Raw genomic sequence first — 21750 nt, 5'->3', positions numbered from 1 at the left:
AATGAGGCTTTAGATATTTTAAACGGCGTCGGTATTCCATTTTCTGGCAAAACAGAACGTGGATTAGAAAGTATGGCACTGGCTCTAAAAGAATGTTACCTGAAGGAAAAGTCGTCACAGTTTGCAGCATAATTGCAGTCAGTGTTTAAGTATGATTAATTATTTACCAAATTCAAAAAAATCTGAAGCGATAAAAAAACTGACTAATGAGGCTTTAGATATTTTAAACGGCGTCGGTATTCCATTTTCTGGCAAAACAGAACGTGGATTAGAAAGTATGGCGCTTGCTTTTCTGGCTGTAGCGGGAGTCAAAAAGTCGTGGAAAGAAGCTCAGGGACAAAATGAGCACCGGCATATCAAAACCAGGGATATCATAAAGTTTATCAATGAAAATTTTGAAGAAAAAATATCATCCGGGTCCTATGATGATGTTCGCCGCAAACATTTGAAGCTGCTTGTTTTATCAGATTTAGTTCTGAACAGTGCCAACAATCCGGGTGCAGCGCCTAATGACCCCACCCGGGGGTATACTTTAAGCGGCGAATTTAAAAGCCTTATTACATACTACAACACCGAAGAATGGGACATTAAACTGAAGCTATTCAATAAAAATCGTCCAAGCCTTAGTGAAATACTTCAGCGCAAACGAGACTTGCCTAAGGTGCGGGTTACGCTGTCTACTGGTCATATTCTGGATTTTGCAAGAGGAGGCCACAATCAACTCCAAAGGGAAATAATTGAAGAGTTTTTGCCACGTTTCGGCGGGCAGTGCGAAGTCCTTTATATCGGAGATGCAACGGATAAATACTTGCTGCGCAATGATGATAAGCTAAGAGCTCTTGGCTTTTTCGAATTAACTCACGATTCCTTGCCAGACGTTGTCGCCTATAATAAAGACAAGAATTGGATTTTTTTAATCGAAGCCTTTTATACTTCTGGCCCGATGAGCGAAGAACGCATCTTAGAATTAAAAAAGGCCTTGAAGGATTGTGTTGCAGATATGATATTTGTTACGGCATTTACGTCCAAAGCTGATTTTCGTAAAAATATTTCTGATATTGGGTGGGAAACTGAGGTTTGGACAGCCGATAACCCAGATCACCTGGTACATTTCAATGGTGGCAAATTTTTAGGGCCTTATACAGAGAAAAAGGCCTAAACTATTTTGAGGAAGCCGGTTGTCCCAGAACTTTTAGCTTTAAGGAATCGAAAATCCTGTTTAACGTCTCTTCCGCTCTGAGCCTTTTTAATTCACACTCCCAGATTACAATTACATCCCAACCGCTGTCTCTGATTTTAAATACTGCATCCCTGTCTTTGCTCTTATTTTTTTCGATCTTCCCAGACCAGTATTCAGATCGGGTCTTTGGGATACTAAAATATCTGCAATTCTCATGTCCATGCCAAAAACATCCATTGACAAATATTACGGTTTTATATTTTGGCAGAACTATGTCCGGTTTTCCAGGTAGTTTCTTGTAATGAATGCGGTAACGGAAACCGTGAGAAAAAAGAAAGGCACGAATAATGCGTTCCGGCGTTGTATTTTTACTCCTTATCCGTGACATATTGAAACTGCGTATCTCGCTGGAATGTATGTCTGTCATGTTAGCTGGTGTTAGTGAATAAAGAAGTCTGTAAAAAAAATGTTTTACTAACATAGCTAAATAAGATAACGCATCACAGTCCCCCCCCGTCCGTCCGTCCGTTACCCCTCACCCCAAAAAAACACCCGGACACCCCCTGCCCCATCACAACCCCAGCTCCTTTTCAATTTCCCATTCCATCAGCTTTTCGTCTATCCATTTGTCGGCAATGTCAACGCCGCGGAGGCGGTCTGCGCCGGTTGCGGTGCGGAGTAAAAAGCCGTCGACAGTGAAGGTTGCCGAGGGGATGCGGTGGTTCAGCTCGTGGGCTTTACTGCGCCATTTGGCATAACCGTTAATATCGGGATACAGGCGCACGGTGCGGTGCTTTAATACCTGGCATTTCTGGTTGGTGAGACCGTCGAGGCTCCCGGCCGCCAGCCAAATATAGTTGGGGTACATTGCGCTGGCTATAATGGCCGTCTTCTCGCTTTCGGTTATGGCCACTATTTTATAAGGCTCCAGCGGGAGCAGGTGTTCGCCGAAAAGACACTGGCGGAGTCTGAAGTCTTTAGCCGGGAGTATTGAGTTATTTGTTATCGCCGACTTAGTACCATTGACTTTAACCTCATAACTCAGCAAAGAATGCGCCCATGCAATATGATTGTAAGGCTCTTTCACCCGGCGGCAATCGGCGCTGCTGTACAGCATTATCTTACCCGTCCGTACCTTGCCGTTTACATCAATCTGCCAGAAAACTGTTGCACCGGGCCAGTATTTTGCGCTGCCTATCTTGTATTTTTCAACCAGGCCGATAGCTTCGCCCGGGCCAAACATGCGTGCCAGGAACCGGGTGAAATTGTTTTTGTGGTACCCGCGCTGTGTGCCCTGCATAATGCATTCGGGTATGGTGCTGAAGTTTTCAGGTCGGCTGTCCATTTTGATGCTGTTGCTTTTGCCGGGCTTCCATACGCCGGGGTTGTCTTTAAAATATTCGTGCGGCTTGTAGTGGTAGCCGCATTTCTCCTGCCGGTCGCAGGCCCCTACGTGTGCGCCAAGGTGTTCGCCGGTGTCGTTGTCGATGTACCGGGTAAAGGTATCGCGCCGGTGTTTGCATGCCGGGCACATGTAGCGGGTGTCTTTTCCTTTGTAAGGTTCGAGGGTGTATCGGTGTTGATGCATGGTTAATTGATTGGTGAGTGATTGGGGTGGCACAGTACGGACCGAGGTAATGGGAGCGGCAATCCGTCCGTTTGTTTTACTGCCTGTATCATCCTAAAACAAACGGACGGTTTTAACTGCCAACTGGCTACTGCTAACTGCTGCTGCCTGCTCTTTTTTCTGCCGCTTTCAGCAGCCTGTCTGCTTTCTGGTAGTTGATGCCCATCTTTTTGCCGATTTCGCGGAGGCTAAGCCCTTCTGTGCGTAACTGAACCGCGGCATTAATTTCCTCGTCGCTCATACGGTCGCCGTGCTTTTTCAGGTGGTCGAGCTCGTTGCCGTAGCCTGCAAACTGGTACTGCAAAAAGTTAAAGGGCTTGTTAATGCGGCACAGGCAAATATTGCTGTAGCCATACACCTGGCTGGTGTTGCGCTGTTTAATCTGCTTCAGGTAACGCAGGTCTTTTTCGGCGCTGCTCTGGCCTATGGTAAAGGCGCTGTCGCAAAAGTTCATCAGCATCTTGCTGCCCTGCAAATCGTTCAGTGTTATCTGCTGAGACAAATCGCGTTTAGGCGTATGCGCCAGTACCAGCATAGACAGGCCGTATTTATTCTTTAAATTCTTTAGCTGCTTCATTAATGGCAGTGCATCGCGGGCCTGCTCGGTATCGCTGCGCAGGTAGGTAAGGTTATCTACTATCACCACCTTTGCTTTGGTTTTAATTATCTCGCGCTCCAGGCCCGCTACCAGGAACTCGTCAAGGTCTTTAAACCCTTCGGGCACCGGGGTTTCGGCATTAACTTCTGTGCGGTAAAAATCCGGATTGAAGGCAAAATGGCGTTCGTAGTTATCGGAGTAGCGTGCTTCAAACTGCTTGTCGCTCAGCTCAAAATCAAAATAAAGCACGGGTTGCGGCTGCGCCTCCACGCCAAAGGGCTGCATGGCTTCGCCGGTGTTAATGCAAACGCCTATTTGTACCGCCAGTATGGATTTACCAAGGTTGCTGTCGGCAAAAAGTATGCATATCTCGCCTTCGTACCAAAATTTTCCGAACAGTGTTTTGGGTACCGGCTTTTTACCGGCAATGCTAAGCCAGGTAGACGCCGGACGGGTAATGAACAGGCTTTCCGGCTCATCCTGCTTCGGGATAATGTGATCGAAATTGGCATCGGCCGTACCGGGGTAAATGTATTGCACTTTACCTGTGTTGTTTTCATGATTCATATTGTGTTATTTAAATGGTTACAGTGTGTTATTGTCACAGGCGAATGGTTGGCGCGTATCACCGTGATAAAGAATGAGATTTAGAAAATAATCCCCCAATAGCCCTTTTTTTAAAGACCCTGCAATACCGTTTAATAGGATTGCCTTTAGTGCTATGGCGGTGTGCGGGTGTCCGTTTGTTTTATAGTGAGACAGCCCCAAAACAAACGGACACTTTTGAATGCCAACCGGCTGCTGCTTACTGCCAGCTGCAAATTGTTAACTGATTTTAAACAGGGTGTCCGTTTGTTTTATAGTGTTACACTCCCCAAAAAAAACGGACGCTTTAAAGCCGGATAAGCGCGGAGGATTAAGTTCGATACAAATATAAAGAAATAATTTTATAAATCAAGAATATTCTGTAATAATTTTTAATTTAATTGCGAGGCCGCTCTTCCTAAACCCGATAGCAGCGGATACCGGCACTTTGGGGGCTACAGTGCAGGCCTGTGCTTAAGGCCTGCGCAGTATAAGCGGATAGCGGGACTGGCGGGAGTAGCGAAGCACCGGCCCGGCGTTTTCAAAAAACAATATTAGTACCATCATCATAGCTGGCTAACAGCATAGCCTTCCCTTTCGTCGCGGGCTTACCGTCATTTTTGGGGCCAGTAGTAGATTTGTCTCACAGGCAAACCGGTAACACTTTTGCCGGCCACGACCGGAATGAAATTCCCTGATTTTGGGTCTGTGTAACCGGCTGATAGCTTTATTTCCAATAAACGCCGGATACGGAAAAGAATCTTCCAAATAGTAAACGAGGTGATATCTTTCACCGCTAAAAATCCTTCTTTTACCGAGAAGTTCTGCAGTTTCGCTGGGTTTGACTCTTTCTGCCACGCGGTCAGGAATATCTTTGCAGGACATTAAATTTTAAAGCCATGAACACTCAATCTCCAACGATCCCAGGCGAGGATACTACCATACCTATCAGCAACAGCCCGAGTAACGACAGTAATTGTGATTGCCCTGCAAAAGGTAATCCTGAACGCCTAAATATTAACGAAAAACTTTTTATGCTGAGCAACTATCGCCTCGATACCGATAACGGCGAATTGTTTGTAGCGATGTTTGGATAAACCTATATTTCCGGTCATATCCAAAGTTTCAGCTTGAACTGTCGGATGGAATCTTTATCGGAAACCAGCTAAAACGCGCAGTTTCCCGCAGGGTGCAATCCTTCTGTATCAGTAGCCAATCTGGCTTTGCCGTTTTTAAACGTTACCACCCAAATACTGTCGAAATCATTGTCGCCCCATTTCATGCCATGCATTTTTACACCCAGAGCCTTTAGGATATTGTCCATGGCTTTGTGTTCCCACACTATCACTATTGTTCCGGACTGACCTTTTAAGTTTTGGGCCAGCGCTTCATAGTCTTCTACATCATATTGCGTGTTAATTTTCAGGCTATATTTAACGGCCAGGGGCGTAGCAGTTTGAAACATGCGTGCATGACCTGTAGATTTTTTTGAATTGATAGATGGCGCGTAAATCTTGGCCGGCGTACCGAATTTAGATACGATAACCCCCGGCAATTGCATAGCCCGGTTAAGACCCCGGCAATTCAAATTATCGCCCGTGGCGTCTTTTTCACCATGCCGTACAAAAACAACTCTCAGGTTATCGCCCTGCGCTTTTGCAGTTGAGCAAAGGCCAACTGTTAAAAACAGGAATATAACAAGCATTATGAACTTTTCCAGGTAAACTCTTGTACGTTTCATTTTTATCTTGACTCTTGATTTTTAATTTTTGATTCTTCTGCGAGGTGTTTTCTGATTTTAATAAATATAAGCTTAGAAGTTGGCGTGTTGCTTTTTAAAGCCACGCTGTCAATAGGTACCAGAACGTTTGTTTCGGGGAAATAAGTCGCGGTATTTCCTTTCGGGATATTGTATGGCACAACAACAAATAGCCTTGCAACCCGCTCCTTGCCGCCATGATAATTAAACAGATCGACTTTTTCGCCGTCTTTAAAACCTGCTTGCATCATGTCGGCAGGGTTCATAAAAATAACGCGGCGCTCGTTATCAACACCACGATACCGGTCGTTAAGGCCATAAATCGTAGTATTAAACTGGTCGTGGCTACGGATGGTGGTCATCATGTATTCATTTTCGCCGGGCTTATTTTCCGGTAGCTTAGTGATGCTAAATGGCGCCTTACCTTTAAAACCGGCACCCTCGAACTTCCCTTCGCGAGGAGCATTAGGCAGATAGAAGCCAGCCGGCTGCCTTACCTTATTATTATAATCTTCGCAACCTGGTACAACTTTAGCAATAGCATCCCGCACAGCATCGTAGCTGTTTTCAAATAAACCCCAATCAACCTTTGCCCGTTTACCCAGCGTTGCCTTGGCCAATCTGCAAACTATCTGATTTTCACTTATCAATTCTTTAGATACGGGTTCCAGTATCCCTTTTGACATTTGCACTACACCCATCGAATTCTCACAAGTGATAAACTGAGCTTCGCCATTTATCACGTCCTTGTCGCTATGCGACAACGTCGGCAGGATGATCGCCTCCTCTCCATGTACCAGGTGGCTCCGGTTCAGTTTAGTAGAGACATGCACGGTTAATTTCATATTACGCAACGCTTCGGCTGTATAAACAGTGTCAGGCGTAGAAGATATAAAATTGCCGCCCATCGCAAAAAACACTTTCAACTTGCCTTCGTGCATCGCTTTTATAGACTCCACCACATCCAGTCCGTGCTCACGCGGCGGCTCAAACCCAAACACCTCCTTTATTTTATCCAGCCATTCCTTTTTTGGCTTTTCCCAAATCCACATGGTGCGGTTTCCCTGCACATTGCTATGTCCGCGTACCGGGCACATCCCAGCGCCAGGCTTACCAATGCTGCCTTTCAGCAGGGCGAGGTTTAAGATTTCCTTTATTGTATCTACACCATTAACATGCTGGGTAATCCCCATAGCCCAGCAGATAATAATTTTGTATTTATGCTTTAATATTTCAACTGCCTCTTCAATCTGACTCAGCATAACACCACTTTCCGCAGCAAGTTCTTCCAGGCTATAATCTTCAAGACTGTCAACAAAATGCATGTAACCCGTTGTCCTGTCGCTGATGAACTGCCTATCAAATACCTGACCCGGAAATTGCTGCTCGGCAGCATAAAGCAGTTTTTCAATGGCCTTAAGCAGGGCCATATCGCCATTTATTTTTACCTGTAAATATACATCGGCCAGTTGCGTGCTGATGCCCATCAAACCCTTTACAGTCTGCGGATTTTTAAAGGCCATCAAACCAGCCTCATGCAATGGGTTAACGGCAATTATCTTCGCTCCTCTCTGCTTGGCCTTTTCTAACGCCGTAAGCATGCGCGGGTGATTGGTGCCCGGATTTTGCCCCATAATCATGATCACTTCAGCGTGGTTGAAATCGTCCAGCGTTACTGTGCCTTTGCCAATACCAATAGTTTCAGATAAAGCTACTCCTGACGATTCGTGGCACATATTGGAGCAGTCGGGCATATTATTGGTACCGAATTCCTTTACAAATAACTGATAGGTAAACGAAGCTTCATTGCCGGTTCGGCCAGATGTATAAAACACGGCTTCATCCGGAGATTTAAGCGCATTTAGTTCTATAGCGATTTTCTTAAAGGCATCGTCCCAACTTATCGGCTGGTAGTGCGTCGCTCCTTTTGGCAAAAACATGGGTTGTGCAATGCGGCCTTTCTTGCCTATTTCATAATCGTTAAGTTTCGCAAGGTCGCTTACTGAGTTTTGAGCGAAAAAATCCGGGGTTAGCTTTTTAGTAGTGGCTTCTTCAGCTAAGGCTTTAGCGCCATTTTCACAGTATTCGGCAATAGGCGAACGCTCATCATCAGGGTCAGGCCAGGCGCAGCCAGAACAGTCAAAACCTCCTTTTTTATTCATGTGGAACAACCCCTTCATCCCACGCACAAAACCGGCCTCCTTTAAAATATCTTTGCCCGCCTCGGCTACGGCAGGGATACCCGCCGCCCATTTTTTGGGTTCATGTTTTTCTAAATTAAGCAGTTCCTCGGGATTTTCTTCAGCCGGTATTTCTGTCTCTTTCTTCATATTTTCTTCGCAGCTAAAGGGTTAGGGTAATTGTCGCTTTGGTCTTCGGCAGTATCATCCAGGCATACAAAATCTTTTTCTATCAGTAAATGGGGCATGTGGCGTTCATTTTCAAAACCCACCTTATCGGTTTCTATAAGTTCAGTAACCATGCGTTGTGGTATATAAAGGGTTATCGTATCGTTGTTATAGGTGGATGACAGTGCATAATCATCAACCACCTGCAGCTCATAAATTAACTGCTGCAAGCCAAAGTCGACGCTATCGCTAATTCTTTTCTCTTGCGCCAGAGTTGAGATATCCGACCGCGTAAGCCGGTATCTCACAGAGTTGTGTTTAATTCGAACCTTCATGTACTGGAAATAAAATACGGCGACCCGCGGTGTAAATATTAAAACGCCGGTTCCGCAAAAAACCAGCGAGCGTAACGTTAAACTCCGCCGCCAGTTCAACCGCCAGGCTTGACGGCGCACCTACCGCAGCGATTATTTTGATACCTGCCATTACCGCTTTCTGCACCAACTCAAAACTGGCGCGACCGCTCAGCAGCAGGATATGATTATCTAATGGCAGTATGCCTTGCTTCAATGCAGCGCCGATAAGCTTATCCAACGCATTATGCCTGCCCACATCTTCGCGTACCAGCAACAATTCACCATCAAGACTAAATAACGCTGATGCGTGCAAACCGCCGGTTTCGCCAAAAATCCGCTGATGACCAAGCAGAATATCAGGTAATGTATACAAAAGTTCGCTATCTGCAGAAATCAAATCCTCATTTTGGACAATGAAACTACCGACGGTCCGGATAGCATCAATAGAACCCTTCCCGCATACCCCGCAGCTCGATGTTGTATAAAAATTGCGCCCGGTATTTTTTAAATCAGGGGCAATACCTTCTTTCAGCTTCACCTGGATTACGTTTTCCTTGTTTTCAGCGCAGGCGATAAAGCAATGATCTATGTTAGCTATGTCGCCGGCACTACCTACAATTCCTTCAGTAAACAGAAAGCCGGCTGCAAGTTCTGCGTCATTTCCCGGGGTACGCATGGTAACAGATACGCTTTGATTCTTCAGCTCGTCATCTACTTTATATTCCAGACGGATTTCCATCGGCTCCTCTATCGCCAGCGCATCGCTAGTTTCAAGGCAGTCAGCGTTGTTTACTTTGGTGACCGGGACATTAATTACGGACATAGAAATGAGAATTGAGATTGAAGAGGTGGCGATAAAACCACAATCCAATTGAAAAACCAATGTTCAGATAGATTGTTTGCAGGATAAATATACGCGCAAATATTTTAAAAGCAGCAACCTGTTATTATTACAATTTACTCTAATTTTGAAGCATGAAAATTAAAATTCTGGCGTTCGGCATTGCTAAGGATATTTTCGGGAGCACGTCGGTTAATTTAGAAATGGCGAATGATTCTACCGTGTATAATTTGAAGTATCTGCTCGAACAACAATATCCACAGCTAAAGCAGCTCGCATCGTACATGGTGGCGGTAAATAACGAATATGCATTACCAGGCGATAGCCTGCACGAACGTGATGAAATAGCGATAATCCCGCCGGTAAGCGGCGGGTGATAACATAGCATCGCGAACGATAGCGAAACAAACCTCGCTATCCTTAACGAATTCGTCTAACGTCGGAGTTGTTTTAGTCACCCGTCGTTCGCAGTGACCAAATCGTCAAAAAAAAATCATTTGAATACCAACTTCCAAATATTTCCGTTTCCGCTCAATGTCCAATACGTTATCGATTGGGTGATGTCTCCTGAATCCGGTGGAATAGATGTGTTTATTGGCACCGTCCGCAATCAAACCAAAGGTAAAAAAGTGATTAGGCTGGAATTTGAAGCCTACGAGCCAATGGCCATTTGCGAAATGGAAAAAATCGCCGCACAGGCTTTTAAAAAATGGCCGGTTCAAAAGGTGTTAATTCATCATCGCACGGGCATACTTCAAGTCGGGGAAGTGCCAGTTGTTATCGCCGTATCAGCTGCTCATCGGGCTGCGGCGTTTGATGCCTGCCGCTACATCATCGATACATTAAAACAAACAGTTCCAATCTGGAAAAAAGAGTTTTTTGAAGATGGTGAAGTTTGGGTGGGAGCTCATCCTTGAGTTTCTATCAGCAACTGATTGATGCCGAAGATATTCAAGGTTATCACCACCCTCTAAAATTGCCTAATCCGGTTCCATGAACCGCGTCCCGCCTTCCAGTGTAAACACATTTGCATCCGGGTATTTGTTTTTGACAATTTTCACAGCTTCTGCGCTACGTTTTCCTGTAGCGCAATAAAATACAGTTTTACTATTTTTGGCAATTTCGTCAACGTGATTTAATATTTCCGAAATAGCGATGTGGTCTCCGCCAAAATTAAGCTCTTCGCGTTCTTCGGCTGTTCTTACATCGATCAAGTTAACCGAGTTATTAGCCAGTTCTTTTTTTAACTCTTCTGCCGTTAATGTTGGTATTTCTATCGTTTCAACAAGTTTGGAGATATGCACCTGTGTCTGATCCCCGATTTTAATTACACGGCTTTGCAGCGTCTGTGCATCAAACACCAAAATCTTTCCTGCGAGCAGTTCGCCGGTTTTGGTGACATATTTAATCACTTCATTCGCCTGCATACAACCTATAATGCCGGCCAACGTAGGTATCACGCCACCATCGGCACAATTGGGTATCTGCCATGCATTAACTGTCGGAAAAAGATCACGGTAATTAGGCGATTTTCCGCGGCTGGTCTTAACATTCCACACGGCCGCCTGTCCTTCAAACTGGTAAATGGCCCCGTACACAACCGGGATGCCTCTAAGTACTGCCGCATCATTTAGTAAATAACGCGTCTCAAAATTATCCGTACCGTCCACAAGAATATCGTAATCAGCAATCAGCTCCATTACATTTTGCGAAGTGATGCGCATGTCATGCGGCACGAGTTTTATTCCAGGGTTGTGCTTTTGCAATCTTTCGCAAGCCACCTCCACCTTTTTCCTGCCAAAATCTGCCGGACCATATAAAACCTGCCGGTGCAGATTGGTTTCCGAAACAGTATCAAAATCGGCTATGCCCAGCGTGCCAATGCCCGCTCCGGCAAGGTACTGCGCCGCAGGGCACCCTAAGCCGCCTGCTCCTATTACCAAAACTCTGGCATCCTGTAGTAATTGCTGGCCGTGTTCGGTAAAACCCGGCAATGCTATCTGGCAACTGTAACGTAAAAATTCTGAATTCATCAGGTTCTAATTTTGATGTAACAAATTTTTGATCCTTTCCATTTCTTCCGGCGTATTTACATTTGTCAGCGCATCAGGGTTCATAGCGTTCAGTATATTGCATTCACTGTTAATCAAAACCTTTCTCGGGCACGAATAACCCTGCGCCAAAAAAGACAGGAGCAACGGGTAGCTTTTAGGCTCCCAAATAGTTATCAGAGGCTCCGGAAGCCCGGTTTGCGGACTCTTATAAGTCGTTGCGACGGATGAAATGTTACGGCTATTAACCAAAAATCGCAAGGTTTGTTCATCCATCAAGGGCAAGTCTGATGCTAAAACCAGCCATGCGCTGTCCGGATTATACCGGAATGCAGACAGTATAGCCCCATATGGGCCAAGCCCTGCAAAGGTATCCGGCAGGCTTGGGTAATCGTTCTTAATCTCCGCCTGCTGATCTGTACGGCAGGATATATAGACTTCACTGCAAAACGTTTTTAACATATCAGCGGCATAGTAGCGCTGCGGTTTACCATGCCAGTTAAACGAACCTTTATCAAACCCCATTCGCCGGCTTTGCCCGCCGGCAAGTACCAATCCATTCAAAACAGGCTTAAAAGAAAGCATTTTTGATTTGAAAAATGAAATAATCGTGTCTGTATCATTTATGCTGCAAATGGGTATCTGCTGCCAATTCGGCACCGCCTCCTTTACAAAATCGAAAACGTCCTGCATGTTTTCCGACAAAAGAATAAGCTGCACATTGGTTAACTGGCTAGCCCGCTTCTGCAACGACGCTCTCTTATTTTCGGCAATAATAACCACCTGCGCTTTACATTCATGATGATTACCATTGGCTATAACAATATCGGCAAACGAAAAGGTTTCCCTTAGCTTAAAGTTGTTGAAATCACCGGAATAGTCTAACCTGCGATAATTAACCTGGTCGACCATGTCCAAAACAGCCCCACTGGCAAGCCGGCCCGGCAATACCGTAATATCATCGTTATGCGCGGTATCAATGTAAGCACATTTATAGGCCGATGACAATGCGCTAATCACCTGGTCGGCAAGCAATTTAATGACGGTGCAATGGCCACCGACGATTGCCCATTCATTGCGATGGAATGTACCAAACGCTGGCCGCGAAAGCGCCGTGTGCTTTTCGTGGGGCTTATGCTCTTTTAAAGTCACGTTTACCTCCCGTTTTTTCAATTAGTTTGGTTTCTTTTATAACAATATCATGGCTCATTGCCTTGCACATATCATAAATGGTAAGCGACGCAATTGATGCGCCCACTAACGCCTCCATCTCCACTCCTGTTTTTGCTGTAATGCTCGTTGTACAATTTATAACAACATCCTGCTCTTCATTTATACTGATAGCGATATTGCAGTTATCCAATCCCAGCGGGTGGCAAAGCGGTATTAAATCACCGGTCTTTTTCGCTGCCATTATTCCCGCAATGATGGCCGTTTGAAATACGGGACCTTTTTTTGATTGCAGGTCACCATTAATTAATAAGGCCAAAACCTCAGCCGGAAGTGATACAATGCTGCGGGCTGTAGCGGTGCGGTAAGTAACCGGCTTTTCCGTTACGTCAACCATAGACGGATTATTATTTTTATCCAGATGACTTAGCATTTCATATTGTTATTATGATTTCACGGACTATTGAACCTTGATTTACCAGGAGTAAGAATTATCCGGCTTCTAAATCATACAGGCAACTATCTATACTTAAATCTTTTAATGATGGTTCACACAATTGGCCATACCGTGAAAACCTCTCCTTTTTTAAATTCATTCCTGCCCGACGGCAACTCCATGAAAGCATCAATGTCTGTAAGATTAGCAAAATCTCCTGAACCGTTGCCCTCTACCGGCGTTGCTACCAGCTGACAGTATTCATTTTGGTGCAGCTTTACCTGTAAAAAGTATTTGAGCGGATGCGGGAAGCTTACGCGGCCGTTTAATACCGCACGCGTTTGTGGCTTTACTTCTTTTCCCAGCGAGGCATTCAGCCAGGGCAAAAAATAGCGATGTACACACATGAATGCAGCTACCGGATTGCCCGGAAATGCAAATATCAATTGGCCCTTAGGATGTTTACCGAACCAAAAGGGCTTGCCGGGGCGTTGCTGAACTTTATAAAACAGCTGTTCTACTCCCAATTCTTCCAGGGCCTTAGGGATATAATCAAATTTACCCATCGATATACCGCCGCTCAGCAAAATGACATCGTAGTTTTCGAGGCAGTTTTTAATTCGTTTCCTGATGACCTCAGGATCATCGGGTAGGTGCATAGCTACTGCGTCTACCTGGTGTTCTCGTAAAACAGCTTTCATCGCATAACTATTGGATAGCCTGATCTGGTGAGGTTCAGGGCTATGTCCCACGTCAACCAATTCATCTCCTGACGACAGTATAGCAACCCTTGGCAGTTTCTGTACCCTTAATTCGGTTTCACCAACAGATGCGACCATGCTGATCAATGCCGGTGTTATTAACTGACCAATAGAAGCCACCACGTCGTTCTGCTTCTTGTCCCGTCCCTTGTAATGAATATTTTGCCCGCGTTTTATTTCATGGGTTACTAAAGTAGCTAAGCCTGCCCTCAGTTCCAGGTCTTCATAGCGAATAATGGTATCAGCAGTTCCTGGCAGCACAGCCCCCGTCATTATTTCTATACATTGATCATGGTCCTCTATTTCAACAGGTTCGTCGCCGGCTGCCTGCGTTGCTTTAATTTTAAAAGTGCTGTTACCCGCCTCAATTGCATCAAAATTGACAGCAATGCCGTCCATCGTTACACGGTTAAATGGTGGCAGATCGCGGTCGGCTTTTATATTTTCGGCAAGTACTCTACCCGCAGCAAGTTCAAACGGAATAATTTCCGCTCCATAATCACCTGCCTGGCTCAATATTATTTTTTCAGCTTCCTCAACTATTATCATAAAAACAGATTAGTTGTTAACCACCTATTGTCGCCATCGACTCATGTATACCAGCCTTCTCTGTCCGCCGGCGCTCGGCTTCCCATCCATCTTTCGGCCTTTTGTTAAAGGCATTCAATAATATATCCTTTAAATCACCGTCACCGATGTTTTGCCGCATTAAATCTTTGATATTTAATACGCCATTGTCATATAAACAAGTTTTCAGTTCACCGTCAGGCGTAATTCGTATACGGTTACAAGTCCCGCAAAATGTCCTTGAGTAGGCGGCAATAATACCCACCTTACCTTTATGCCCTGGGATTTGATAATTATAAGCAGTAGAATATTGCGGATCGTCAAGTTTTTTGATGTCCGGATAAGTGCTTTTAATTTCATTCAAAATCCGCAGGTAATCCCATTTCAAACCGTTATAATCATGTCCGTTGCCATTAAACGGCATCTCTTCTATAAACCGCACACTTACCGGCAAGTGTCGCGTCAGTTCCACCATTGGATTAATGTCCTGTATGTTCTTACCATCCATCACCACTGCATTTATTTTTACTTCTATGTCGTGCTTTAGCAGTTTGTCGAACGTAGTCATTACGTTGGCAAATTCATCACGCCTGGTGATGCTGAAAAAGCGCCCGGGGTGAAGCGTATCCAAACTTAAATTTACTGAACGGACACCCAATGCTTTCAATTCAGCAACATGCGGCGCGGTTAAAATTCCATTGGTAGTGATCGTAAGCTCATCAAGATCCTGCAACTTTGAAAGATTCGTGATTAATTTCATAATATCCTTACGAACAAAAGGCTCCCCGCCGGTTATGCGTATTTTAACTACACCCATTTGAACCAACATTGAACAGCAACGCAGCATTTCTTCGTAAGTCATCAATTCCGAACGGGAAAGCCAGTTTATTCCGTCTTCCGGCATACAGTAAAAACAGCGCAGATTGCAGCGGTCTGTCACCGCAAGGCGCAGGTAATTAATTTTTCGTCCGTGGTTATCTGTTAACAATGGTAAATGTATTTTAACTTAGAGACACAATACTTTGTGTCTCCGGATCTGCCGGCCTCCTGCCCACAAAGTGTCGTATCTGTGACAGCAGAATTATTATGGTAAAGATAGCCATTACAAGTTAGGCTATTGTTTACAGATTGTACTTTTTATACAATTAATAACGTATTAATTACAAAGGGGCGCGGGTCGAGAATAATTGCACAGCTTACTTTATATTTGTTAATCCAACGTTCGGCACTTGAAAGAGCTACAAAACATTATAAAGGCATATGATAAAGCCGTAAAAGCGGGCCGGCAAACCGCCCTGGCGACTGTGGTACTGGTTGAGGGCTCATCATACCGGCGGGCGGGGGCGCGCATGCTGATAACGGAAGATGGCCACCTTACCGGCGCTATTAGTGGTGGCTGCCTGGAAGGCGATGCTTTACGAAAAGCGCGTTTGGCGATGGCGCAAAGCAAGCCTATGCTGGTAACTTACGACACAACCGACGATGACGATGCAAAATTTGGCGTTGGATTGGGTTGTAACGGCATTATCCATATTTTAATTGAGCCCCTCTTTCATGGAAATGAAAGTTCACCGATAAGTCTTTTCAAATCTTTTTTGTCCGCCAGGGAGCCTGCGGTGCTGGTAACGATATTTTCACTGGATAACCGTCACGGATCTCAACCCGGTACTCGTCTCCTGATGACTGAGGATAAACATACCACCGGCTCCATCGCCGACCTGGAGATAGCAGATGCAGTTTTAACAGATGCGGAAGACGTACTAAAAAATGGGAATTCGGTGACTAAAACCTATATCTATGGTAATGGCTACACCTGCTTTATTGAGTTGTTGCACCCAGCCGTGTCGCTTGTAATTTTTGGCGCCGGAAATGATGCTATCCCATTGGTACTAATTGCGTCGGTTTTAGGCTGGCAGGTTACATTAATTGACGGCCGGGCAAATTATGCCGTGCACAACCGTTTTCCCTTAGCCCACAAAATCATCACTGCTAAACCGGAACAGGTTTTATCGCAATTTAATACGGACGAGCGAACGGCACTGGTTTTGATGACTCATAATTACAATTACGATATGACGGTACTCCGGCAGTTGCTGCCTTTACAGCTGCCGTATGTTGCAACGCTTGGGCCAAAAAAACGGCTTGACCGCATGGTAGATGAGTTTAGATCGGATGGCTTGATAATAACCGATAAACAGCTCCAAAGTATTTACGGCCCCGCGGGTATCGACATAGGTTCCGATAATGCTGATGAAATCGCCTTGTCAATTATTGCAGAGATCCAGGCGGTGCTAAATAAACGTAGCATAAATTCTTTGAGGGATAAAAAGAGCGTACATAACCGTCATATCAGAAATATTGTACAGGAAGTGAATGCCTTTGACCTCAAATCCACTGATTGAAATGACCGGAATAATTATACTCGCTGCCGGCTCGTCAAGCAGATTGGGCAAACCAAAGCAGAATTTGATTTTCAGCGGGCAAACACTTTTGCAACGTACTATACACACAGCTCTTCGGATAAATTGCGGGCCTGTTATTGTTGTATTGGGCGGCAATGCCAATTTGATAAAGCCTGCACTCGGAAATTTTGAAGTTGATATTATTTTCAATGCTGATTGGCAGGAAGGTATATCGTCTTCCATTCGGACAGGAATTCAACATCTGGAAAAAAAACATCCCCAGGCAAATTCAGCAGTCTTAATGCTATGCGACCAGCCTTATGTGGATGAGAATATTTTGCAAAAGCTAATTGCGGCAGGTAAACAGGAAACAATAGTTGCCAGCGGATATAACGAAACTACAGGGCCACCTGCGTTTTTTGGTAGATATTATTTCCCGGAATTATTGGCGCTAAAAGGAAATGAAGGAGCCAAGCATTTGATGCTGAAGCATAAGCCGGACGTTACCACTATCCCTTTTGAACTGGGATGTGTGGATATTGATACTGTTGAGGATTTTCAGAGGTTAACTAGTAAAAATCTTTGCGAGGAAATGAAGCAATCTCGTCGATAGGCATAACGAGCCTGCACGTGGAAAAGCATTGCGAGGAGGTTGTTTCGTCGTTCCTCCCCGCAATGACAAAATGCAATTAATGAACTACCTCACCGCAGAAAACTTATAAATAGATTGTGTTTCATAAGTCTGCCCCGGCTTTAGCAATGTTGAGGGAAATGATGGCTGATTTGGTGAATCGGGGAAGTGCTGGGTTTCCAACGCAAACGAGGTACGGTATTCATCCTTTTTACCGTTTTTCATCGCATTCATGCCTTTCATAAAGTTACCACTGTAAAACTGCAGGCCTGGCTCGTCTGTAAAAACTTCCATTTTAATGCCGCTCTTATCGCCGGTGATGGTTGCAACAGGTGTTTTCATATCATGCTTGTTCAGCACAAAGTTATGGTCGTAGCCTTTACCGTTTTTCAACTGTTGATTATCGTCGTTAATGCGCGCCCCGATGGCGGTTGGCTTACGGAAATCAAAAGGGGTATTGGCAACCGTTTCAGGCTTACCAAGCGGAATCAATGTTGAATCAACCGGCAAATAATTGTCAGCATTTACCTGCAAAATATGACCTAAAATGGTACCGCTGCTTTCACCATTCAGGTTAAAGAATGCGTGGTTGGTCAGGTTTACTACAGTTGTTTTATCAGTAGTAGCTTCATACTCGCATTTAAATCCGTTATCATCGGTTAACGAATACGTCACTTTAACTTTCAGGTTGCCCGGAAAGCCCTCTTCACCATCTTTTGACAGATATGTTAATTCCAACGTAGAAGAATCTATCTGCTTGCCGTCCCATACCATTTCCTGGAAACCGTTCTTGCCGCCGTGCAGCATATTCGGCGCGTTATTGATGCTCGATTGATATTCCTTGCCGTCAATCTTAAATTTACCTTTTGCGATTCGGTTACCATAACGGCCAATAGTAGCGCCGTAATAACGCTCTGTAGAATGTTCAAAGCCACCTACGCTGTCAAATCCCAATACCACATCTGTCATCTTTCCGTCCTTATCTGGCACTAAAATGCTTACTACTCTGCCGCCATAGTTGGTGATGGCAGCCTCCATACCGTTCTTATTTTTTAAAATATACAGGTGTGTTTGCTTCCCGTTAATAGTTTTCGAATAAGCCGCGGTATCCGGCAAGGCAGCATGTTTGGTACTGTCGGTCATAGTGGTCGTTTTTTTATCGGTTGATGATTGATTGCAGGCCGTCATCGCAAGGATGCAGACTGGCAATAGTATTGCTGAAACGCTTTTACTCAAATTCATAGGACTGCTAATTTAGTTAAATTGGTTTATCAGGGTTAGTTTATTTGCCGTTTAGCTTTTTTATCAGGTCAGTTTCTTCCCTTTTATAAGGCTCGCCGTTTTTGCGAAACACATCATGAAACCACAGCTTGGGTTCACTACCGTCAGGCATTGGGGTATCCCAGGCGTATATGGTATTGGTTTTGCCGCTTACAAAGCCCCAATTAATGGCGCCTACGTTTTCCCTTTTCAGCATTGGCATGGTGTTTTCAAATGTACTGTTACGGGGGCGTGCCATATACTCGGTACATATAAGGGGACGACCATATATCTTTAGTAGTTTAACTACCCGTTCATGTAATTCAGGGGAGTCATAGCAGTGATAAGTTATTACGTCGGAGTTCTGAAGCTGAATTCTGTTAAAAGCCTCAAGGTTCCAATCCCACATACCCGAGCTTACCGGCTGATCGGGGTTGATGGCATGCGCCCAGGCAAATACCTTTGGCAGCAAAATATGGGCAATGTGGTTTTTGTCGCCGTTACCCGGTTCGTTGTATAGGTCCCAAAGCAGAATGCGCTTGTCATGTTTAAAGGTGGTTAATATATCATCCACGTAAACCTTTAACGCTGCATAATCAGCCTCTTTGGTTAATGGATAGCCTGGGTCTTGCATCCAGCCGGAATTGTGGATACCTGGCTTTGGTTCTGGCTGCTTGCCCGGTTTGGCATTGGGATTCCAGCAATCGTCAAAGAAAACGAAGATGGTTTGGATATGATGTTTGTCGGCAATCTCCAGGTATTTATTAATCCTCGATTTAAAGCCTTTCGGATCTTCTTTCCAAACCAGGCTGTGCAGAAATACACGCATGGCGTTAAAGCCAATTCCCTCTGCATAGCCCAGTTCCCTGTCAATGGTTGTGGGGTCGAAGGTATCCGCCTGCCACATTTCCAATTGGTTAATTGCTGTGCTGGGTGTAAAGTTGGCGCCGTTTATCCATTTGTGCTTTGCGTACCAGGCGTTTGCCCTAGCAGCCGGCCACACACCGGCAGCTGTTTTCTTCTGCGCCATTATTGGAGCGCTGCATAACAAAAGCAAGCCGGCAAAGACTAGTTTGATTCTCATATGGAAATTTAATGGTTTATATATGTCAAACATACAATAAAAAATAAAAAGAAAATCCCTGCCCTTAAATTTTGTAATCGCCGGAATGAAGTTTTTTTACTAATCTATTCTGAGGGCGCATTTAAAGAAACACCCGTCTTAACCGGAACACCAAAGTTCGGCGAACCATCGGTATTCCAGGTAAATTGCTGCATACGCGGCGACCGGTCTTTGCCGCAGCCCTGCCCAGGTGCCGAATTAGCATGATAAAGTATCCAGTCCTGCTTACCATCGGCTGATTTAAAGAATGAATTATGCCCCGGTGCATAAACGCCATTCTCTGGCGCAGCTTTAAATACAGGTGTTTTTGATTTCATCCATGATGCCGGGTCGAGCAGGTTTTTATCCGCCGGTATCGTAAGCATGCCCAACGCATAATAATCCGTCCAGCAGCCGCTTGCGGAATAAATCAAAAAAAGCTTATTGCCATGTTTCAATATCTCCGGGCCTTCATTTACGTTAACATGCGGCGGATTGCTTTTCTCGCCGAGATCACCGTATTTCTCCCACTCATATTGCGGACTTGACAGTTTAACCCGGGGACTACCGACGGTCCATGGGTTTTTAAGCCTGGCTATGTAAATATCTTGTTCACCATTTTTATCGCCTTCCCATCCAGCCCAAATCATATAGAGTTTGCCCTTATGTTCAAAAACAGAAACATCAATTGCCCATTTATTTGTGGCGTCGCTTACTTTTCCCTTGAGTGTCCATTCGCCCAACATGGGATCGGCAGATGGGTTTTCCAAAACATAAATGCGGTGATGGTCGTTATCGCCGTCGTCAGCTGCAAAATACATATACCATTTATGATCGATATAATGCAGTTCAGGCGCCCACAGTTCTTTTGAATACATGGTTCCTGCTGGCGGCGTCCAGATGGTCTTATTGGGCGCCGAAGCTAAATCGGCCATGTTTTTGGTTTTATACAGGATAAGTTTACTGCCCATGGAATTGGTATAGTAATAATAACCATTTTTATAAATCACCCAAGGATCGGCGCCGGACGGCAGCAACGGATTTGTGAATGTTTTCTGCTGCGCAATCGCAGCCTGGGTCAATAAAACTGTTAAGATTACATTTATTATTTTTCTCATGATGATAGATAATTTTTCGTGCATGGTAAACGCCATAACCTGATTTTAAAAACTAAACCCGCCCATATCAACCACAGCCGAATTACAAATATAAGTCGGCACAATACCTGTAGCGGTAATACGGTTATCTGCATCTTTGGGCAAAGTATTACCTGAAAGTACCAGTACGGTATCAAGACCAAATTTATTGCCGCCCAATATATCTGTTTGCAGTGTATCACCCACCATTAAAATCTGGCTTTTGTTAATCGTCCGGTATTCGCGTATCAGGTCATAAGCAAACATAAACATTTGTGAATCAGGCTTGCCAAAACGGATAAACTGCTTGCCGATAATGCTTTCAATCATAGCTGCAATACCGCCGATAGCAATGCCCACGTCGCTTAAAGAAACAGGGTATGCCTTATCGGTATTTGCAACAATAACCGGGATCGTCCGCTTACGGAGGATATTTACCGTTTTATTTAGGTCATCGCACCAGTTAAATCCCTCGTCATCCAAAAAGGCAAGGGCATTAACTTTATCGATATTATCAGCATTTATAGCGCTAACCGGCAACGTATGTAAACCGGAGCTATCGATGTAATGAGATGATTCCGGCGTGCCTAAAAAAGCTACTATGCCGTCATCCACCTTTAAATCCAGGTATTCTTTGGTCAGCATTCCCGACGAAATGATCCTGTCGGGCGTAATAAGGTTCAAACCATGCTTGTGATAACTTTGGGCCAGTTGCGCCGGACTGCGGGAAGCGTCATTAGTAACAATGTAATATTCCTTACCCTGCGAGAGTAAATACTCAAAAGTACGCTCAATACCAGGTACCAAACCCTGGTAAGTTTTAATAACCCCGAATGCATCAAAAAATATGATATCGTATTTATCGATTATAGATTTAAAGTTTTCGATGCGTTTCATTGTTGATGGTTGTAGCTGTTGTTGTATTCGTTATAAATGTTGT

Annotated in this window: 22 protein-coding genes; 6 read left to right on the top strand and 16 right to left on the bottom strand. The window is 44.7% G+C overall.

Annotated features, from left to right (window positions below; all coding sequences use genetic code 11):
• The first annotated feature begins 151 nt into the window (after positions 1–151).
• Positions 152–1159: a BsuBI/PstI family type II restriction endonuclease gene (locus tag Q3W13_RS04345; RefSeq protein WP_302861640.1), complete on the top strand. Its 1008-nt coding sequence runs from the start codon at positions 152–154 to the stop codon at positions 1157–1159.
• Between the two features lies 1 nt (position 1160).
• On the opposite strand, the gene Q3W13_RS04340 is transcribed toward Q3W13_RS04345, so the two are convergent.
• From Q3W13_RS04340 to Q3W13_RS04330, 3 genes are all read right to left on the bottom strand, one after another.
• Positions 1161–1607: a very short patch repair endonuclease gene (locus tag Q3W13_RS04340; protein WP_302861654.1), complete on the bottom strand. Its 447-nt coding sequence runs from the start codon at positions 1605–1607 to the stop codon at positions 1161–1163.
• Positions 1608–1751: 144 nt separating this feature from the next.
• Positions 1752–2768, bottom strand: coding sequence for a DUF6371 domain-containing protein (locus tag Q3W13_RS04335; protein ID WP_302861638.1), 1017 nt, complete (start codon positions 2766–2768; stop codon positions 1752–1754).
• Between the two features lie 133 nt (positions 2769–2901).
• Complete coding sequence (locus Q3W13_RS04330; RefSeq protein ID WP_302861637.1) at positions 2902–3972, bottom strand: AAA family ATPase; 1071 nt, start codon at positions 3970–3972, stop codon at positions 2902–2904.
• A 917-nt stretch (positions 3973–4889) separates the two neighbouring features.
• Between Q3W13_RS04330 and Q3W13_RS04325 the strand changes: the two genes are divergently transcribed.
• A complete protein-coding gene (locus Q3W13_RS04325) occupies positions 4890–5087 on the top strand; it encodes a hypothetical protein (RefSeq protein ID WP_302861636.1) in 198 nt (65 codons plus the stop codon).
• Positions 5088–5155: 68 nt separating this feature from the next.
• Here Q3W13_RS04325 and Q3W13_RS04320 read toward each other — a convergent pair whose 3' ends face one another.
• From Q3W13_RS04320 to fdhD, 4 genes are read right to left on the bottom strand one after another with little or no spacing between them, the layout of a single operon-like run.
• Positions 5156–5731, bottom strand: a complete 576-nt coding sequence (locus Q3W13_RS04320) for a histidine phosphatase family protein (RefSeq protein ID WP_302861634.1) — start codon at positions 5729–5731, stop codon at positions 5156–5158.
• 2 nt (positions 5732–5733) lie between these two features.
• Positions 5734–8079, bottom strand: a complete 2346-nt coding sequence (locus Q3W13_RS04315) for an FdhF/YdeP family oxidoreductase (protein ID WP_302861632.1) — start codon at positions 8077–8079, stop codon at positions 5734–5736.
• The gene (locus Q3W13_RS04310) at positions 8076–8405 is read right to left on the bottom strand and encodes a hypothetical protein (RefSeq protein ID WP_302861631.1); all 330 of its coding nucleotides are present in this window, start codon (positions 8403–8405) and stop codon (positions 8076–8078) included. The genes Q3W13_RS04315 and Q3W13_RS04310 overlap by 4 nt, the downstream gene beginning before the upstream one ends.
• 10 nt (positions 8406–8415) lie before the next feature.
• Complete coding sequence (gene fdhD, locus Q3W13_RS04305) at positions 8416–9276, bottom strand: formate dehydrogenase accessory sulfurtransferase FdhD (protein ID WP_302861628.1); 861 nt, start codon at positions 9274–9276, stop codon at positions 8416–8418.
• 152 nt (positions 9277–9428) lie between these two features.
• On the opposite strand from fdhD, the gene Q3W13_RS04300 reads away from it, so the two are divergent.
• Together Q3W13_RS04300 and Q3W13_RS04295 are read left to right on the top strand one after the other, a co-directional pair.
• Positions 9429–9671, top strand: a complete 243-nt coding sequence (locus Q3W13_RS04300; RefSeq protein WP_302861627.1) for a MoaD/ThiS family protein — start codon at positions 9429–9431, stop codon at positions 9669–9671.
• A gap of 120 nt (positions 9672–9791) precedes the next feature.
• Positions 9792–10211 carry a molybdenum cofactor biosynthesis protein MoaE gene (locus tag Q3W13_RS04295; protein WP_302861625.1) on the top strand — a complete coding sequence of 140 codons (420 nt, stop codon included), beginning with the start codon at positions 9792–9794 and terminating at the stop codon, positions 10209–10211.
• Between the two features lie 63 nt (positions 10212–10274).
• Here Q3W13_RS04295 and Q3W13_RS04290 read toward each other — a convergent pair whose 3' ends face one another.
• From Q3W13_RS04290 to moaA, 5 genes are all read right to left on the bottom strand, one after another.
• Complete coding sequence (locus tag Q3W13_RS04290; protein ID WP_302861624.1) at positions 10275–11327, bottom strand: HesA/MoeB/ThiF family protein; 1053 nt, start codon at positions 11325–11327, stop codon at positions 10275–10277.
• A gap of 6 nt (positions 11328–11333) precedes the next feature.
• A complete protein-coding gene (locus tag Q3W13_RS04285; protein ID WP_302861623.1) occupies positions 11334–12518 on the bottom strand; it encodes an NTP transferase domain-containing protein in 1185 nt (394 codons plus the stop codon).
• Positions 12478–12948: a cyclic pyranopterin monophosphate synthase MoaC gene (gene moaC / locus Q3W13_RS04280; RefSeq protein WP_302861622.1), complete on the bottom strand. Its 471-nt coding sequence runs from the start codon at positions 12946–12948 to the stop codon at positions 12478–12480. Before moaC ends, Q3W13_RS04285 begins: the two co-directional genes overlap by 41 nt.
• 116 nt (positions 12949–13064) lie before the next feature.
• Positions 13065–14261, bottom strand: coding sequence for a molybdopterin molybdotransferase MoeA (locus tag Q3W13_RS04275; RefSeq protein WP_302861621.1), 1197 nt, complete (start codon positions 14259–14261; stop codon positions 13065–13067).
• 16 nt (positions 14262–14277) lie between these two features.
• Positions 14278–15267 carry a GTP 3',8-cyclase MoaA gene (moaA, locus tag Q3W13_RS04270; protein ID WP_302861620.1) on the bottom strand — a complete coding sequence of 330 codons (990 nt, stop codon included), beginning with the start codon at positions 15265–15267 and terminating at the stop codon, positions 14278–14280.
• 241 nt (positions 15268–15508) lie between these two features.
• Between moaA and Q3W13_RS04265 the strand changes: the two genes are divergently transcribed.
• Both Q3W13_RS04265 and Q3W13_RS04260 read left to right on the top strand, forming a co-directional pair.
• The gene (locus Q3W13_RS04265) at positions 15509–16681 is read left to right on the top strand and encodes an XdhC/CoxI family protein (protein WP_302861619.1); all 1173 of its coding nucleotides are present in this window, start codon (positions 15509–15511) and stop codon (positions 16679–16681) included.
• A complete protein-coding gene (locus Q3W13_RS04260) occupies positions 16653–17294 on the top strand; it encodes an NTP transferase domain-containing protein (RefSeq protein WP_368077619.1) in 642 nt (213 codons plus the stop codon). Before Q3W13_RS04265 ends, Q3W13_RS04260 begins: the two co-directional genes overlap by 29 nt.
• An 84-nt stretch (positions 17295–17378) precedes the next feature.
• On the opposite strand, the gene Q3W13_RS04255 is transcribed toward Q3W13_RS04260, so the two are convergent.
• The 4 genes from Q3W13_RS04255 to Q3W13_RS04240 form a co-directional block, all read right to left on the bottom strand.
• Positions 17379–18554 (bottom strand): aldose epimerase family protein, encoded by a 1176-nt coding sequence (locus tag Q3W13_RS04255; RefSeq protein ID WP_302861615.1) that lies wholly within the window; start codon positions 18552–18554, stop codon positions 17379–17381.
• A 40-nt stretch (positions 18555–18594) separates the two neighbouring features.
• Positions 18595–19656 carry a 1,4-beta-xylanase gene (locus Q3W13_RS04250; protein ID WP_302861612.1) on the bottom strand — a complete coding sequence of 354 codons (1062 nt, stop codon included), beginning with the start codon at positions 19654–19656 and terminating at the stop codon, positions 18595–18597.
• A gap of 104 nt (positions 19657–19760) precedes the next feature.
• Positions 19761–20792 carry a glycoside hydrolase family 43 protein gene (locus Q3W13_RS04245; protein WP_302861610.1) on the bottom strand — a complete coding sequence of 344 codons (1032 nt, stop codon included), beginning with the start codon at positions 20790–20792 and terminating at the stop codon, positions 19761–19763.
• 45 nt (positions 20793–20837) lie between these two features.
• On the bottom strand, positions 20838–21707 hold the full coding sequence (locus Q3W13_RS04240; RefSeq protein WP_302861609.1) for an HAD-IIA family hydrolase: 870 nt from the start codon (positions 21705–21707) through the stop codon (positions 20838–20840).
• Positions 21708–21750: the final 43 nt, after the last annotated feature.

Source organism: Mucilaginibacter sp. L3T2-6 (assembly GCF_030519355.1).
Taxonomy (GTDB): Bacteria; Bacteroidota; Bacteroidia; order Sphingobacteriales; family Sphingobacteriaceae; genus Mucilaginibacter.
The sequence above is the reverse complement of the archived record's forward strand: the minus strand, read 5'-3'. Positions and strand labels throughout refer to the sequence as shown.